We start from the raw sequence: 13,846 nt of genomic DNA, 5'->3' as shown, positions 1-13,846 counted from the left end.
GCCATGAATGACAAGAGGGAGCCTAGGCTCCCTCTTGCTTATCACTTGCAGCTTGCGGCTCAGTTGCCCTCGGCCGCCTCACGCTTCAAGCGCGCCCGGCGCGCCAGGATGTTGAGGATCTCGATCGCCGTCGAGAACGCCATGGCCGCATACACATACCCTTTCGGTACATGGGCGCCAAAGCCTTCGGCGATCAGGGTCATGCCGATCATGATCAGGAAGCCCAGGGCCAGCATCACCACGGTCGGGTTGTCGTTGATGAACTTGGCCAGCGGGTCGGCGGCCACCAGCATCACGATCACGGCGCTGATCACGGCGATGATCATGATCGGCAGGTGCTCGGTCATGCCCACGGCGGTGATGATGCTGTCGATCGAGAAGACGATGTCCAGCAGCAGGATCTGGAAGATCGCCGCGGTGAAGCCGATGGTCACGGCGTTGCCGGCCTTGGACTCTTCCTTGGCGCCATGCGGGTCGACGCTTTCGTGGATCTCCTTGGTCGCCTTCCACAGCAGGAACAGGCCACCGGCGATGAGGATCATGTCCTTCCACGAGAACGTGTGGCCGAACACCTCGATCACCGGCTCGGTCAGCTGGACGATCCAGGCCACGGTGCTGAGCAGCGCCAGGCGCATGATCAGGGCCATGCTGATACCAATGCGGCGTGCCTTGGAACGATAGGCCTCAGGCAGCTTGTTGGTGAGGATCGAGATGAAGATCAGGTTGTCGATGCCGAGCACGACCTCCATGGCCACCAGGGTGGCGAGGGCAACCCAGGCGGTGGGGCTTGCGGCGAGTTCCAGCAAATATTCCATTGGTCAGTCCTGCTCTCAGATGTCCTGGGTGTCTTTCTTGTCGTCTTCGGCCTTGGCCTTCTCGCCTTCGCTGCCGATGGCGTCGCTCAGGGCCTGCTGGGCGGCGTCGTTGGTCTTGTCGATGGCCTGCTTGGCGGTCTCGGCGGCCTGGTCGAGCATCTGCTGGGCGGATTTCTCGGCCTGGTCGCAGCCGGACATGGCGAACAGGGCCAATACCAGCACCAACGGTGTACCAATGGATTTGAGTTGTAGCATGAGGTCCTCGCTTGTCGAATTCCGGGCGGCGCGTCATGCGCCTGATGGGGAGGCATTCTAAAGAGGCTGAAACATCCGGAAAATTCGTTTTTTCGGCGTGTATACTTCGGTTTTCCCGAACTGAGACAGGCCATGCTCAACTACCGTCAGCTCCATTATTTCTGGGCCGTGGCCAAGACCGGCAGCATCGCCCGCGCCAGCGAGCAGCTGAACCTCACCCCGCAGACCATCAGTGGGCAGATCAGCCTGTTCGAGCAGACCTGGAACCTGGAGCTGTTCCAGCGCGTCGGCCGCCAGCTGGAGCTGACCGAGACCGGGCGCCAGGCGCTGGTCTACGCCGAGCAGATGTTCCAGATCGGCGGCGAGCTGGAAGCCATGCTGCGGGCCGGGCCGCAGGAGCAGATCCTGTTTCGCGTGGGGGTGGCCGACGTGGTGCCCAAGTCCATCGTCTACCGCCTGCTGGCGCCGACCATGGAGCTGGACGAGGTTCTGCGCATCAGCTGTCGCGAGGACAAGCTCGAACGGCTATTGGCGGACCTGGCGATCCAGCGCCTGGACCTGGTGATCTCCGACAGCCCCATGCCCAGCCACCTGGACATCAAGGGCTACAGCCAAAAGCTCGGCGAGTGCGGCCTGAGCTTCTTCGCCACGCCCGCGCTGGCCGAACGCCTCGCCCGGCCCTTCCCCGCCTGCCTGGACGACGCGCCGTTGCTGATCCCCGGCCAGGAGACCGTGGTGCGCAGCCGGCTGTTGCGCTGGTTGGCCGAGCAGCAGGTGCAGCCGCGCATCGTCGGCGAATTCGACGACAGCGCGCTGATGCAGGCCTTCGGCCAGTCGGGCAGCGGCATCTTCGTCGCCCCCAGCGTGATCGCCGAGGAAGTCTGCCGCCAGTACGGGGTGCGCCTGATCGGCCAGACCGAGGCGGTGAACGAGTCGTTCTACGCCATTTCGGTGGAGCGCAAGGTCAAGCACCCAGGGATCCTGGCGATCACCGAGGGCGCGCGGCGGGAGCTGTTCCACTGGTAACCCGACGGGTACACAGGGTGCGTGGGAGCGGGCTTGACCCGCGATTCAGGCGAAACCGCTTCGGCCAGTGATCGCGGGGCAAGCCCGCTCCCACGCTATGCCCCGCAGGTCTGTGATAAAGTCGCGCGCTTTCACGTAATCGGATTGCGCTGCACATGACCCCCATCCTCCGCCTCATCAACCGCACCGGCCTGGTGACGCAGATCTGCATCGGCCTGGTGGCCGGCATTCTCCTCGCCCTGCTCGCCCCCGCCGTGGCCCGTGACCTGGCGTTCCTCGGCAAGGTCTTCGTCAGCGCCCTGAAGGCCGTGGCGCCGGTGCTGGTGTTTATCCTGGTGATGGCCTCGATCGCCAACCACCGCCATGGCCAGGAAACCCACATCCGCCCGATCCTCTGGCTGTACCTGCTGGGCACCTTCGCCGCGGCGGTGGTGGCCGTGGCGGCGAGCATGCTGTTCCCGTCCAACCTGGCGCTGACCACCAGCGATGCCGCGCTGAGCGCCCCCGGCGGGATCGGCGAGGTGCTGCAGAACCTGCTGCTCAGCGCCGTGGACAACCCGGTCAACGCACTGCTCAACGCCAACTTCATCGGCGTGCTGACCTGGGCCATCGGCCTGGGCGTGGCCCTGCGTCATGCCAATGAAACCACCCGCACCGTGGTCGAGGACCTGTCCAACGGCGTCACCCTGATCGTGCGCGTGGTGATCCGCTTCGCCCCGCTGGGCATCTTCGGCCTGGTCAGCGCCACCCTGGCGCAATCGGGCCTGGACGCGCTGCTCGGCTACCTGCACCTGCTCGGTGTGCTGATCGGCTGCATGCTGTTCGTGGCGCTGGTGATGAACCCGCTGATCGTGTTCTGGAAGATTCGCCGCAACCCCTACCCGCTGACCCTGCTGTGCCTGCGCGAGAGCGGCATTACTGCCTTCTTCACCCGCAGCTCGGCGGCCAACATCCCGGTCAACCTGGCGCTGTCGGAAAAGCTCGGCCTGCATGAGGACACCTATTCGGTGTCGATCCCGCTGGGCGCGACCATCAACATGGCCGGCGCGGCGATCACCATCACCGTGCTGACCCTGGCCGCCGTGCACACCCTGGGCATCCCGGTGGACCTGCCGACCGCGGTGCTGCTCAGCGTGGTGGCGGCGGTCTGCGCCTGTGGCGCCTCGGGCGTGGCCGGTGGCTCGCTGCTGCTGATCCCGCTGGCCTGCAGCCTGTTCGGCATCCCCAGCGAGATTGCCATGCAGGTGGTGGCGGTCGGCTTCATCATCGGCGTGCTGCAGGATTCGGCGGAAACCGCGCTGAACTCCTCCACTGACGTGCTGTTCACTGCGGCGGCGTGCCAGGCCATGGAGCAGCGCAGCGCCTGAGGCCGCTGTCGCGGGTCAAGCCCGCTCCCACGCCCTGTGGGAGCGGGCTTGCCCCGCGATGCCCCCGGTGATTGCTTAAGCTCGGCGCTTTACCTAGGCTAGTGGCCTTTTCCTCGCAATGAGACAGGGCCATGTCAGAACACGAAACCACCGGCGAAGGCCGTTTCAGCAGCATCGAGATCCGCGTGCTCGGTTCGCTGATCGAGAAGCAGGCCACCAGCCCGGAAACCTACCCCCTGACCCTCAATGCCCTGGTCCTGGCCTGCAACCAGAAGACCAGCCGCGAACCCGTCATGAACCTCTCCCCCGGCCAGGTCGGCCAGGCCCTGCGCGCCCTGGAGAACCAGGAAATGGCACGCCTGCAGATGGGCAGCCGCGCCGACCGCTGGGAGCAGCGGGTCGACAAGGCCCTGGAGCTGGTACCGGCGCAGCTGGTGCTGATGGGGCTGATGTTCCTGCGCGGCCCGCAGACCCTCAGTGAGCTGCTGACCCGCAGCAACCGCCTGCACGAGTTCGATGACACCGAACAGATCCAGCACCAGCTGGAGCGCCTGATTTCACGCGGTCTGGCCCTGCACCTGCCACGCCAGGCCGGCCAGCGCGAAGACCGTTACACCCACGCCCTGGGCGACCCGGCCGAGATCGAGGCGATTCTCGCCGCCCGCCAGCAAGACGGCGGCACCCGCTCCGCCAGCGCGGCGGACGAGCGCATCGAAGCGCTGGAAGCCCGAGTGGCGGCGCTGGAGGCGCGCCTGGCCCAGCTCGAAGGTTGATTCAGGGCTTTTCGGCGTCGGGGAAATTGCGGCAGCTCTTGCGTTCGGCCAGCTCCCGCTCACTGGGGCGCTGGTCGACGAACACGGTGCGGCCGTCGGCGTAGATTTCCAGGTAGCCCCAGTGCAGGTCCTGCTCGGTCTCCCCGGGCTTGGGCGGGACGAGCCACCAGGGTTCGCGGCTGATCAGGTTCATGAGTGGGCTCCAGTGGGGCTGGCGGTAACTTGTGCGGTAACTATAGACAGCCAGGCCTGGCACTCCCGCGCGGATTGTTCCTCCGAGGACAATTATGAAGTGCCCGGCGCACCGATTCTCCCTGCCCGGCGACGGGTCTAATCTCGGTCCTGCAAACCCACTTCCCGCAAGGATCGACCACGATGTCCCGCCCACCACTGCCCCCCTTTACCCGTGAAACCGCCATCCAGAAGGTGCGCCTGGCCGAAGACGGCTGGAACAGCCGCGACGCCACCAAGGTGGCCCTGGCCTATACCCTCGACACCCACTGGCGCAACCGCGCCGAGTTCTGCAGCAGCCGCGAAGAGGCCCAGGCCTTCCTCACCCGCAAGTGGAACCGCGAACTGGAGTACCGCCTGATCAAGGAGCTCTGGGCCTTCACCGACAACCGCATCGCCGTGCGCTACGCCTATGAGTACCGCGACGACAGCGGCCAGTGGTACCGCGCCTACGGCAACGAGAACTGGGAGTTCGCCGAGGACGGCCTGATGCGCAACCGCCACGCCAGCATCAACGAGCAGCCCATCAGCGAGGCCGAGCGCAAGTTCCACTGGCCGCTGGGACGCCGCCCGGACGATCATCCTGGGCTGAGCGACTTCGGTTTCTGAGGAGCGACGCCGGATCTGCGGGGCCGCTCGACGGCCCCGTTTCAGCTTTAGGAAACGGACTACGTGAGCCTGGGAAACCGTGAGCGCAGCGTTGTGCCAGACTGCAGGTCGACTCCACTCCAGGACAGCCCGATGACCCTCCTTGATGCCTTTTTACAATGTCGGCGCTATGATGCTTCCCATGTGCGCAAGCGGTTTCGCGTTGCGCGGAGGTGTCCAGCGATGGCAGCAAAAGCAAAGAAAGTCTCCGAACGAGACCTCGATGCCCTTGAGCAACAAATCCCCCTGCACGCCAGCGAGGCCACGCATTCGGCCTACCTGCGTGCCCTGCAGGCCAGCCAGCGCGGCGTCCTGTGTGTCGATGAAGGCGAACTGGTGCGCGTCGAGGCCGATGGCGCCCGAACCGTGCTGGGCAAGGCCAGCCCCCGGCGCAAGGTGCGGGTCGGCGAGGTAATCAGCGTGCGCAGGGTCGATGACGAGACGGCCGGCGGGCGTGCCTAGACTGCGGGTTTTCGCGGGGCCCAACGGCTCGGGCAAGAGCACCATCAAGGCCAGCCTGCCTGCGGCGCTGACACGCCTTTTCGTCAATGCCGACGAACTCGAACACGAGGCGAAAGACACCGGCTTCATCGACCTCGCCCCGTTCGGCATTCAGGCCACCCAGGCCGAATTACACGCCTTCCATCTCAAGCATCATCTGATCGCATCCCGGCAGCTGGTTGCGCAGGCGCGGCTGCTGCAATTGCTCGATAACCGGATCGACTACCGCGCGGTGCCGGTGGACTCGTACTTCGCCTCGGTGATCGCCGATTTCATTCGCCAGCGCCTGCTGGAGGCAAAGCAGAGCTTCACCTTCGAAAGCGTCATGTCGCACCCGAGCAAAATCGAATTCATGCGCCTGGCCCAGGCCCAGGGCTATCGCACCTACCTCTACTTCGTCTCGACCGAGAACCCGCGGATCAATATCGAGCGGGTCGCCATTCGCGTGCGCGCCGGCGGGCATCCGGTCAGGGACGACCTGGTACGCAGCCGCTACGAACGTTCCCTCGACCTGCTGCCCGAAGCCATCGCCGCCAGCCATCGTGCCTACGTGTTCGACAACTCCGGCCAGAGCGCGGTTTGGCTGGCAGAAATCACCGATGGCGTGCAGCTGGAATACCGTAACGAAGAAATTCCCGACTGGTTCTTCGAATCCTATGTGGATGAAGTCGAGCGGCCGGCAGAGGTGTAACGATATCCCAAGCCATCCACGACTCCTGTAGGAGCGGCCTTGTGCCGCGAAAGGGGTGCGAAGCGCCCCCAGAACTTGTGCCTCAAGCTGATATCGCCGGGGCCGCTACGCGCCCCGTTCGCGGCACAAGGCCGCTCCTACAGGGAAACGCGCATGGGCTGTCATTCGCCACCACACTCAGCGCCCTCCGAGTTCCCCGATCTTCTCCAACCGTGCCCGCACGATATTGCGGCTGATGTTCAGCAACCGCCCGGTCTGCAACTGGTTGCCATGGCAATAACGGTACGCCGCGCGGAACACGGTCTCCTCGATGTGCTCGTAGAGGTCCGGAATATTCTGCTCGAACAATGCCAGCAAGGCGCTTTCCAGGCTCACCGGCGCCACCGCGCCCGGCGCTGGCAACCCGGTCACCTCCGGCTGCCCCAGCGCCTGTGGGCGCATGTCCACCAGGTGCAGGTCCCCCGGCGCCACCTGCTGCTGGCGGCACACCAGCAGCGCATGGTGAATGGCGTTCTCCAGTTCGCGGATGTTGCCCGGCCAGCTATGCGCCAGCAGCTTGCGCTCGGCCTCGATGCTCAGGCTGGCGCGCTCGTAACCCAGGCGCCGGCAATGCTCCTCGATGAAGAACTCGGCCAGCGGCAGGATATCCCCGGGCCGTTCGCGCAGCGGCGGCAGACGGATGGTCGCCACGTGCAGGCGGTAGAACAGGTCTTCACGAAAGTGCCCGGCCACCACGGCGTCGGCCAGGTTGACGTTGGTCGCCGCCACCAGGCGCACGTTGATCGGCACCGGGGTGCGCGAGCCGAGGCGCACCACTTCACGCTCCTGCAGTACCCGCAGCAGCTTCACCTGCATGTTCAGCGGCAGGTCGCCGATCTCGTCGAGAAACAGCGTCCCGCCGTTGGCGGCCTCGAACCAGCCGGCCTTGTTCGAGGTGGCGCCGGTGAAGGCACCCTTCTCGTGGCCGAACAGCTCGCTCTCCACAAGGGTCTCGGCGAAAGCGCCGCAGTTCACCGCGACGAAAGGCTCACCATGACGGCGACTGAGCTTGTGGATATGGCGGGCCACCAGCTCCTTGCCGGTGCCGGTCTCACCAATGATCAGGGTGTTGGCTTCGCTGGGGGCCAGGCGCTCGATGCGGCTGAGCAGCTCCTGGGAGCGCGGGTCCTTGAACACGAGCACGGTGGCGCGCACGGATTTGGTCAGCTCGCGGGCATTGGGATGGGTAATCAGCGACATGGGGGCATTCCTGGCAGTGTGTGCGCGCCCTCATAGTGCATGAAACGAGTTAGACCGAAAAATTATTAATAAATATTTATATATTCGATTAGTGAATATATAGAAAACCAATCGTTGCAGTGCTGCTGGAGCAGCAACCGGTCAGCAACGGCCTGCCTGCCGATCAGCACCCCGGACCGCGCGCCAATGCCTTCGCTGTAGCGCGTAGCCCTTGTCGCACAAGGGCTGCAGCCCTGCCCGCAGCGCCCTGGCATGCATTTCGCTCCTGCCTGACAAACGCCTGGGCCGCACAAACACGCGGCCCGCACACTGTCGGGAGTGCAACATCATGAAAATCCTCTGGCGCCATGGCCTCGCCCTGCTCGGCCTGCTGTTGAGCCTCACCACCTGGGCCGGCGAGGCGCCCAAATCCGTGCGCATTGCCATCGTTGCCTTCACCCAGGGCGGCGTGCCGGTGTTCGGCGGCATCCCCGGGCGGGTGATCGAGGATGGCTGGCTCGCCCAGCAACTCGCCCAGCGCGGCATCAGCCTGGACTGGGTCGCCCTGCCCCACGCCGGCGCCGGTCCGCAGATCAACGAAGGCTTCAGCAACGACAGCCTGGACTTCGCCGTGCGCGGCGACCTGCCCTCGGTGATCGCCGGCGCCGGCAACGTGCCGGGCAAGCTGGTGGTGCCCGGTGGCAGCGGCAACAACGTGTACCTGGTGGTGCCGGCCAACTCCAGCGCCCGCAGCATCCAGGACCTCAAGGGCAAGCGCCTGGCCCTACACCGTGGCCGGCCATGGGAGTTCGCCTTCAGCAACTTCCTCGTAAGCCAGGGGCTGCAACTGAACGACTTCAAGATCGCCAACCTCAACCCGCAGGTTGGCGCGGCGGCGGTGTCGGCGGGCAAGGTGGATGCGGCGGTGCTGCTGAACGAGGCCTATGCCCTGGAAGACAAGGGCGTGGCGCGCATCCTCTGGTCGACCAAGCAAGGCGCCGACGACTGGCGGCTAGTCTCGGACTTGTGGGCCACCGACCGTTTCGTCGAGCAGCACGCCGACCTCACCCAGCTGGTGGCTACCGCCTGGGTCAAGGCCGCCTGGTGGATCTCCCAGGAGCAGAACCGCGACGCCTACTACAAGTTGTCGTCCCGCGCCGGCGTGGCCGAGAGCGTGCTGCGCCGCGACGACCAGGACGACCCGGTGGCCTGGCAGGCGCGCTGGGCGCCGAAGAGCGATGCCCAGCTCAAGGCCCATTACCAGGCACTGGCCCGCTACGCCCTGGACAACCGCCTGATCCGCACGCCCTACGACATCGGCCCGGACCTGGCCACCGGTTTCACCCGCCAGGCCCTGAGCGACCTGCAGCTCACCCATTACTGGCCGTCCCTCGACGCCCAGCTCAGCCAACACTGATCAAGAGATCCGCCCATGAAACTGCCCGTTACTTTCGCCCTGGGGTTGTCAGCCCTGGCCTTGTCCATCGCCGCCGTGGCCGCCGACACCTTCGCTCCCAAGCCCGACCCGCAGCAGGGCGACGGCCGGGTCTCGGCCTTCTACACCTGGAGCAAGGCCATCCCGGCCACCCCCGGCAAGCTGCTGCGCAGCGAGCCGCTGGACAGCGCCCTGAGCCTGCCCAACGCCGCCAGCGCGCAACGCATCCTCTACACCTCGCTGGACGGCATCGACGGCAAGACGCCGATCGTGGTCTCCGGCGCGCTGTTCATCCCCAAGGGCAAGGCGCCCGCCGGCGGCTGGCCGGTGGCCAGCTGGGGCCATGGCACCGTAGGCGTCGCCGATATCTGCGCGCCGTCCTGGGCCGGCCGTTCGTACCGTGATGTGCAGTACCTCAACCGCTGGCTCGACGAGGGTTATGCCATCGTCGCCACCGATTACCAGGGCCTGGGCGTGCCCGGCGGCCACCCGCTGCTGAACAACCGCATGGCCGCCTACGGCATCCTCGACGCGGCCAGGGCCGTGGTCGCCGGCGTGCCGGGCCTGGCCAACAAGGTGCTGATCGTCGGCCAGTCGCAAGGCGGCGCCGGGGCCTTCGCTGCCGGTGCCTATGCGGCCACCTATGCGCCGGACCTGGGGGTGAAGGGCAGCATCGGCACCGGGGTGATCTACACCATCGGCGCGAAGAACGTTGGCGAGCAGGATGTGAACAAGGTCGACCCGGCGCTGGCCTACGGTTTCTACACCCTGCTGGCGGCGCAGCAGTACGACCCGAGCATCGACCCGCGCGACTTCTACACCGACAAGGCCCTGCCGCTGTTCGAGCAGGCGCGCAGCAGTTGCCTGTCCGCCCTGGTCAGCGATGTGGTCGGCAGCGGGCTGACCCCGGCCAATGCCAAGAAGGACTACCAGGGCGACCAACTCAAGGCCTGGCAGGCCCAGGTGTCGTACCCCACCCTCAAGCTGGCGCAACCGATCTTCATCGGCACCGGCGCCGAGGACAAGACCCCCGCCGCCAGCACCCAGGTGGCGCTGATGCAGGACGCCTGCAAGGCCGGTTCCGTGGTCCAGGGCCACCTGTACAAGGGCCTGGGCCACAGCGAGACGGTCAACGCCTCGCTCAGGGACTCGATCCCGTTCGCCCGCCAGGTCATCAGCGGCCAGCCCGTCACCCCGATCTGCAACCCCAGTGTCCAGTAAGCCAGGAGCACGACCATGAGCCTCGAATTCTTCACCCGCCTGCCGCTGCACGGCGAGACCCAGTTCCTCCCGGGCGACCCGCGCAACCGCGGCGACTGGCATGCCGGCGGCCCCAGCACCGGAGCCGTCTCGGGCTTCGCCGTGGGCGATCACTTCAGCTACATCGACTACCTCGGCCAGGTGGCCCGCGCCGCCGAGATCAACGGCTTCGGCGGCGCGCTGATGGTCAACGCGCCGACCGGCGAGGAGCCGTGGACGGTGTGCTCGCTGCTGGCCCGCGAAACCCGCACGCTGAAGTTCGTCACCGCCTTCCAGCCCTACCACTACACGCCCTGGGTGGCGGTGCAGCAGGCCGCCACCTACCAGCGCGCCACCGGCAACCGGCTGGTGTGGAACATCATCAACGGCGGCTCGGACGCGATCCAGCGCCAGGTCGGCGACTTCGAAGGGCACGATGAGCGCTACGCCCGCGCCACCGAGTTCATGGACGTGGTGCGCGGTTACTGGCACAACCCCGACTTCCACTACCAGGGCCGCTACTACAGCGCCGAAGGCGGTGGCCTGCGCGGGCCGTTGAAGAAGGCCGAGCTGCCGCTGATCTGCACCGCGGGCTCGTCCGAGGCGGCGCGGGAGTTCGCCGCCCGGCACGCCGACTTCTACCTGATGCGCGCCGAGCACCCCGACGAAATCGCCGCGCTGATCGCCGATATCCGCGCACGCGCCTTGAAGCACGGGCGCCGCGATATCCGTTTCGGCCTGTCGATCGATGTCATCACCCGCGACACCGAGCACGCCGCGCTGGCCGAGGCCAAGCGCTTCTTCGACGAGGGCGTGGCCAAGGGCACGGTCAAGGCCCGCGCCGCCCATGCCGGGCTGCGCACCGCGCGCAAGCTGAGCTACGAGCACGAATACGCCGAGCAAGACGAAGCGCGTGCCTTCGACGACTTCTTCATCCATCCCAACGTGTGGACCGGTTTCGGCTACATCGGCATCCCGCCGGGCTGCGCCCTGGTCGGCAGCCACGCCAACGTGGTGGCGCGGATCCGGGAATACCATGCCATCGGCATCGACCTGTTCTTCCTCGCCGGCTACCCACACCTGGAGGAGGCCTACCGCCTCGGCGAACACATCCTGCCGCATTTCCGTGAGCAACGCGCCCCGCTCACCCGTCCGAGCCAGGCCTGACCTCGGCGCAGCCAGAGCGCTCGCTGTTCAGTGCCTGGCGCTTCGAGAATATCTGGCTAAAAGGCTGGGCACTGCCCCCTGTAGGAGCGGCCTTGTGCCGCGAAAAGGACGCGCAGCGGCCCCGGGAGCTGCGCACTGGCCTAGATTGTCGGGGCTGCTCTGCAGCCCTTTCGCGGCACAAGGCCGCTCCTACAGTGCGCCCAACCGCAGGCGCAGGTGGCCTGCGAGTGCCTGGGGCAAGCTGACAAAGAATGACCACACCCGCGATCCGCCTGTCTCACGCGGCTCGTAATGACATCAGCGAAATCCTTCGTTTCACCCAGGTGCAGTTCGGTGACGCTGCACGGCGACGCTACCAAGGGCTGCCCCAGGCGGCATAGCGTTCGATCAGTGAAGCACCGGAGCAAGCGGGCAGTTGCAAACGTACGGAGGTCGCGGCTGGCCTGCGCAGCCTTCACCTGATGCATTGCCGCAGCGTGTCCACGGCAGGACGGGTCGCACGCCCCAGAGGATCTTGACCTCCATGGGCGTGCTCCATGCGCGAAAGGTGGGGAATCAGTTGCGCCGGTCGATGCCGGGCACCAGGCCCAGTTCGCTGGCGCGCTCGTACAGGCCGCTCATCTTCCACTGCTGGGTGAGCACGCCCGGGCCGTAAGGACGCGAGCCGCCGAGGGCGTCGGCGAGCAGCTGGATCTGCGCGCCCTCCTCCAGCAGCAGGATGAATTCGGCGGTGGCGCGCAGGCCCTGCTTGCCCCACACGGTGGCGCCGCCGTTGGCCTCGAGAATGGCCAGGTTGAACGGGTTGGCGGCGATCTGCTCGAGGATGAAATCCACCTCGGCCTGGCGGCGGTCGATGTACACCGGCAGCTCGCGGGCCAGCTGGTAGCGCTGCACCGGCACGTAGTGGAACGGCAGGCTGCGGTGGGTCTGGGCCCAGGCGCCGAGGTACGGGCTGTGCACGTGGGACACGGTAGTGATGTCGGCGTGGGTCTGGAACAGCTTGGTGTAGCGGCCCAGCCCTCCCTTGCCCTTGCCGAGGATGACATTGCCGGCAAAGTCGCTGACCGTCGCCTCCAGCGGTTTGCGGTGGTTCCACGGGCCGCCGTAGTTCACCGACACCAGCAGTTCCTCGCCGGGTACCCGCTCGATGAAGCCGACGGTGCCGTTGGCGGTGATGGTGCGGGTTTCGCGGAACACGCTGAAGGCCGCTTCGGCCTCGGCCAGCACCTGGTCGGTGAAGGCTTGCAGCTCGGTGCTGAGGGGACGTTCGTTGATCAGTACGGTCATGGTCGGTCTCCGGTATCAGGCGCGGCGCTGGGCCAGCAGGTCATGGGCGGCTTGCAGGGGACGGTGGTCGACCCAGTCGGCGAGGTCGAAGTCGCGTTCCAGGAAGCCATGCAGGTTGAGGAAGGTCTTCTGGGTGTCGAGGTAGGCCAGGCGCTGGGGCGACAGGTCCGGTGCCAGGGTGGTGTGGAAGTCGCCGCGATAGGCTTCGGCCACGCCCTGGCTGCCGGCGCGGGTCTCGTCCTCGAGAATGCCGTTGAGCGCGTCGCGGTTGCCGGCGGCCCAGTCGGCGGCGCGCAGGGTCTGGGCGAGGAAGCGCGTTACCAGGTCGAAATGCTCGTCGAGCAGGCGCTGGTGCACGGTGATCGGCCGCGGCGTGCCGTTGTTGATGCGGTGGCGCGGATCAGGCAGGGCATCGAGGTCGATGCCCACCACCAGGCCCAGGCGGCGGGCGGCATCGGCGGCGGCGGCGCCCTTGACGTACACCGCATCCACCTCACCGCGCACCAGCGGATCCAGGCCCGACCACAGCCGTTGCAGGCCCAGTTGCGGGGTGCCGGCATCGAACTGGTCGAGCAGCGCCACCTCCACCAGGTGCACGTCATCGAAGCCCAGGCCGGCCGAGGCCAGCGCGCCTTTGTAGCCATGCAGGCTCATGGCCCGGGCGATGCTGCCGGGGCGGTTGTCGCCCCAGGCCGGCAGGGCCAGGCGCTTGCCGCGCAGGTCTTCAGGGCGGCGGATGTCGCTGTCGGGGCGGACCAGGATGGTCTGCCACTCCTCGATCCAGGTCAGGCCGATCAGCCGTGTCGGCGCACCGGCGGCGCGGGCGGCCAGGGCCGGCAGGTTGCCGCCCTCGCGGAACAGGCCGGGAAGCTGGTGATCGTAATGGTGATGGCCGAGCTGGCGGGCCTCCTGCAGGGTATCGATGGGCAGGCCGTCGGCGGCGAATTCATCTTGCAGCCAGCCGAGCTTGTAGGCGATGCCCGAGGCAGTGGGTACCGGGCAGCGGGTGAACCAGAGGCGCTCCAGGGTTTCAGGTTTGGGAGTGGCTTGAGCGAGGGTCATGGGTGGCTCCTTGGACGTCGTGCAAGGACCGTTGCAGCGCTCGTGCCAAGGGCTGGGATGCCCGGAATACCGGGCTTTTCGGTGATGGCCAGGGTGGCGACTGCTGACCAGGATGCAGGATTGCGGCGCGG

At 66.6% G+C, this 13,846-nt stretch carries 15 protein-coding genes; 9 read left to right on the top strand and 6 right to left on the bottom strand.

What is annotated here, in order from left to right; genetic code table 11:
- Positions 1-59: 59 nt before the first annotated feature.
- On the bottom strand, positions 60-815 hold the full coding sequence (locus tag POF53_RS08815; protein WP_203647260.1) for a TerC family protein: 756 nt from the start codon (positions 813-815) through the stop codon (positions 60-62).
- Positions 816-830: 15 nt separating this feature from the next.
- Entirely contained in the window at positions 831-1,070 is a 240-nt protein-coding gene (locus POF53_RS08810) for a hypothetical protein (RefSeq protein ID WP_203647261.1), read from the bottom strand.
- A 132-nt stretch (positions 1,071-1,202) separates the two neighbouring features.
- Between POF53_RS08810 and nhaR the strand changes: the two genes are divergently transcribed.
- From nhaR to POF53_RS08795, 3 genes are all read left to right on the top strand, one after another.
- Entirely contained in the window at positions 1,203-2,096 is an 894-nt protein-coding gene (gene nhaR, locus POF53_RS08805) for a transcriptional activator NhaR (protein WP_203647262.1), read from the top strand.
- Between the two features lie 155 nt (positions 2,097-2,251).
- Complete coding sequence (gene sstT, locus POF53_RS08800; protein ID WP_234563018.1) at positions 2,252-3,463, top strand: serine/threonine transporter SstT; 1,212 nt, start codon at positions 2,252-2,254, stop codon at positions 3,461-3,463.
- A 131-nt stretch (positions 3,464-3,594) separates the two neighbouring features.
- Positions 3,595-4,236: a YceH family protein gene (locus POF53_RS08795; protein WP_254465188.1), complete on the top strand. Its 642-nt coding sequence runs from the start codon at positions 3,595-3,597 to the stop codon at positions 4,234-4,236.
- Position 4,237: 1 nt separating this feature from the next.
- On the opposite strand, the gene POF53_RS08790 is transcribed toward POF53_RS08795, so the two are convergent.
- Complete coding sequence (locus POF53_RS08790) at positions 4,238-4,429, bottom strand: hypothetical protein (RefSeq protein ID WP_498967315.1); 192 nt, start codon at positions 4,427-4,429, stop codon at positions 4,238-4,240.
- 182 nt (positions 4,430-4,611) lie between these two features.
- Here POF53_RS08790 and POF53_RS08785 point away from each other — a divergent pair, with 182 nt between their 5' ends.
- From POF53_RS08785 to POF53_RS08775, 3 genes are all read left to right on the top strand, one after another.
- The gene (locus POF53_RS08785) at positions 4,612-5,076 is read left to right on the top strand and encodes a nuclear transport factor 2 family protein (RefSeq protein WP_498967313.1); all 465 of its coding nucleotides are present in this window, start codon (positions 4,612-4,614) and stop codon (positions 5,074-5,076) included.
- A 222-nt stretch (positions 5,077-5,298) separates the two neighbouring features.
- Positions 5,299-5,577, top strand: coding sequence for a hypothetical protein (locus POF53_RS08780; protein WP_198745276.1), 279 nt, complete (start codon positions 5,299-5,301; stop codon positions 5,575-5,577).
- Entirely contained in the window at positions 5,570-6,307 is a 738-nt protein-coding gene (locus POF53_RS08775) for an ATPase (RefSeq protein ID WP_498967312.1), read from the top strand. Before POF53_RS08780 ends, POF53_RS08775 begins: the two co-directional genes overlap by 8 nt.
- A gap of 177 nt (positions 6,308-6,484) precedes the next feature.
- Here the strand turns inward: POF53_RS08775 and POF53_RS08770 are convergent, their stop codons facing one another.
- Complete coding sequence (locus POF53_RS08770) at positions 6,485-7,546, bottom strand: sigma-54 interaction domain-containing protein (RefSeq protein WP_198745274.1); 1,062 nt, start codon at positions 7,544-7,546, stop codon at positions 6,485-6,487.
- Between the two features lie 328 nt (positions 7,547-7,874).
- Here POF53_RS08770 and POF53_RS08765 point away from each other — a divergent pair, with 328 nt between their 5' ends.
- Genes POF53_RS08765 through POF53_RS08755 form a run of 3 tightly spaced genes read left to right on the top strand, consistent with a single transcriptional unit; the run spans position 7,875 to position 11,366 of the window.
- On the top strand, positions 7,875-8,942 hold the full coding sequence (locus POF53_RS08765; protein WP_203647268.1) for an ABC transporter substrate-binding protein: 1,068 nt from the start codon (positions 7,875-7,877) through the stop codon (positions 8,940-8,942).
- 15 nt (positions 8,943-8,957) lie between these two features.
- Positions 8,958-10,181 carry a lipase family protein gene (locus POF53_RS08760; protein WP_498967308.1) on the top strand — a complete coding sequence of 408 codons (1,224 nt, stop codon included), beginning with the start codon at positions 8,958-8,960 and terminating at the stop codon, positions 10,179-10,181.
- A gap of 15 nt (positions 10,182-10,196) precedes the next feature.
- Entirely contained in the window at positions 10,197-11,366 is a 1,170-nt protein-coding gene (locus POF53_RS08755; RefSeq protein WP_234563015.1) for an LLM class flavin-dependent oxidoreductase, read from the top strand.
- Between the two features lie 555 nt (positions 11,367-11,921).
- Here the strand turns inward: POF53_RS08755 and POF53_RS08750 are convergent.
- Together POF53_RS08750 and POF53_RS08745 are read right to left on the bottom strand one after the other, a co-directional pair.
- Positions 11,922-12,653, bottom strand: a complete 732-nt coding sequence (locus tag POF53_RS08750) for a class II aldolase/adducin family protein (RefSeq protein WP_203647272.1) — start codon at positions 12,651-12,653, stop codon at positions 11,922-11,924.
- 15 nt (positions 12,654-12,668) lie between these two features.
- On the bottom strand, positions 12,669-13,715 hold the full coding sequence (locus POF53_RS08745; RefSeq protein ID WP_203647273.1) for an ABC transporter substrate-binding protein: 1,047 nt from the start codon (positions 13,713-13,715) through the stop codon (positions 12,669-12,671).
- Positions 13,716-13,846 lie beyond the last annotated feature (131 nt).

Origin of the sequence: Mitsuaria sp. RG (assembly GCF_028369275.1) — a bacterium.
Taxonomy (GTDB): domain Bacteria; phylum Pseudomonadota; class Gammaproteobacteria; order Pseudomonadales; family Pseudomonadaceae; genus Aquipseudomonas; species Aquipseudomonas peradeniyensis.
This window is presented reverse-complemented; position numbering and strand designations above follow the sequence as displayed.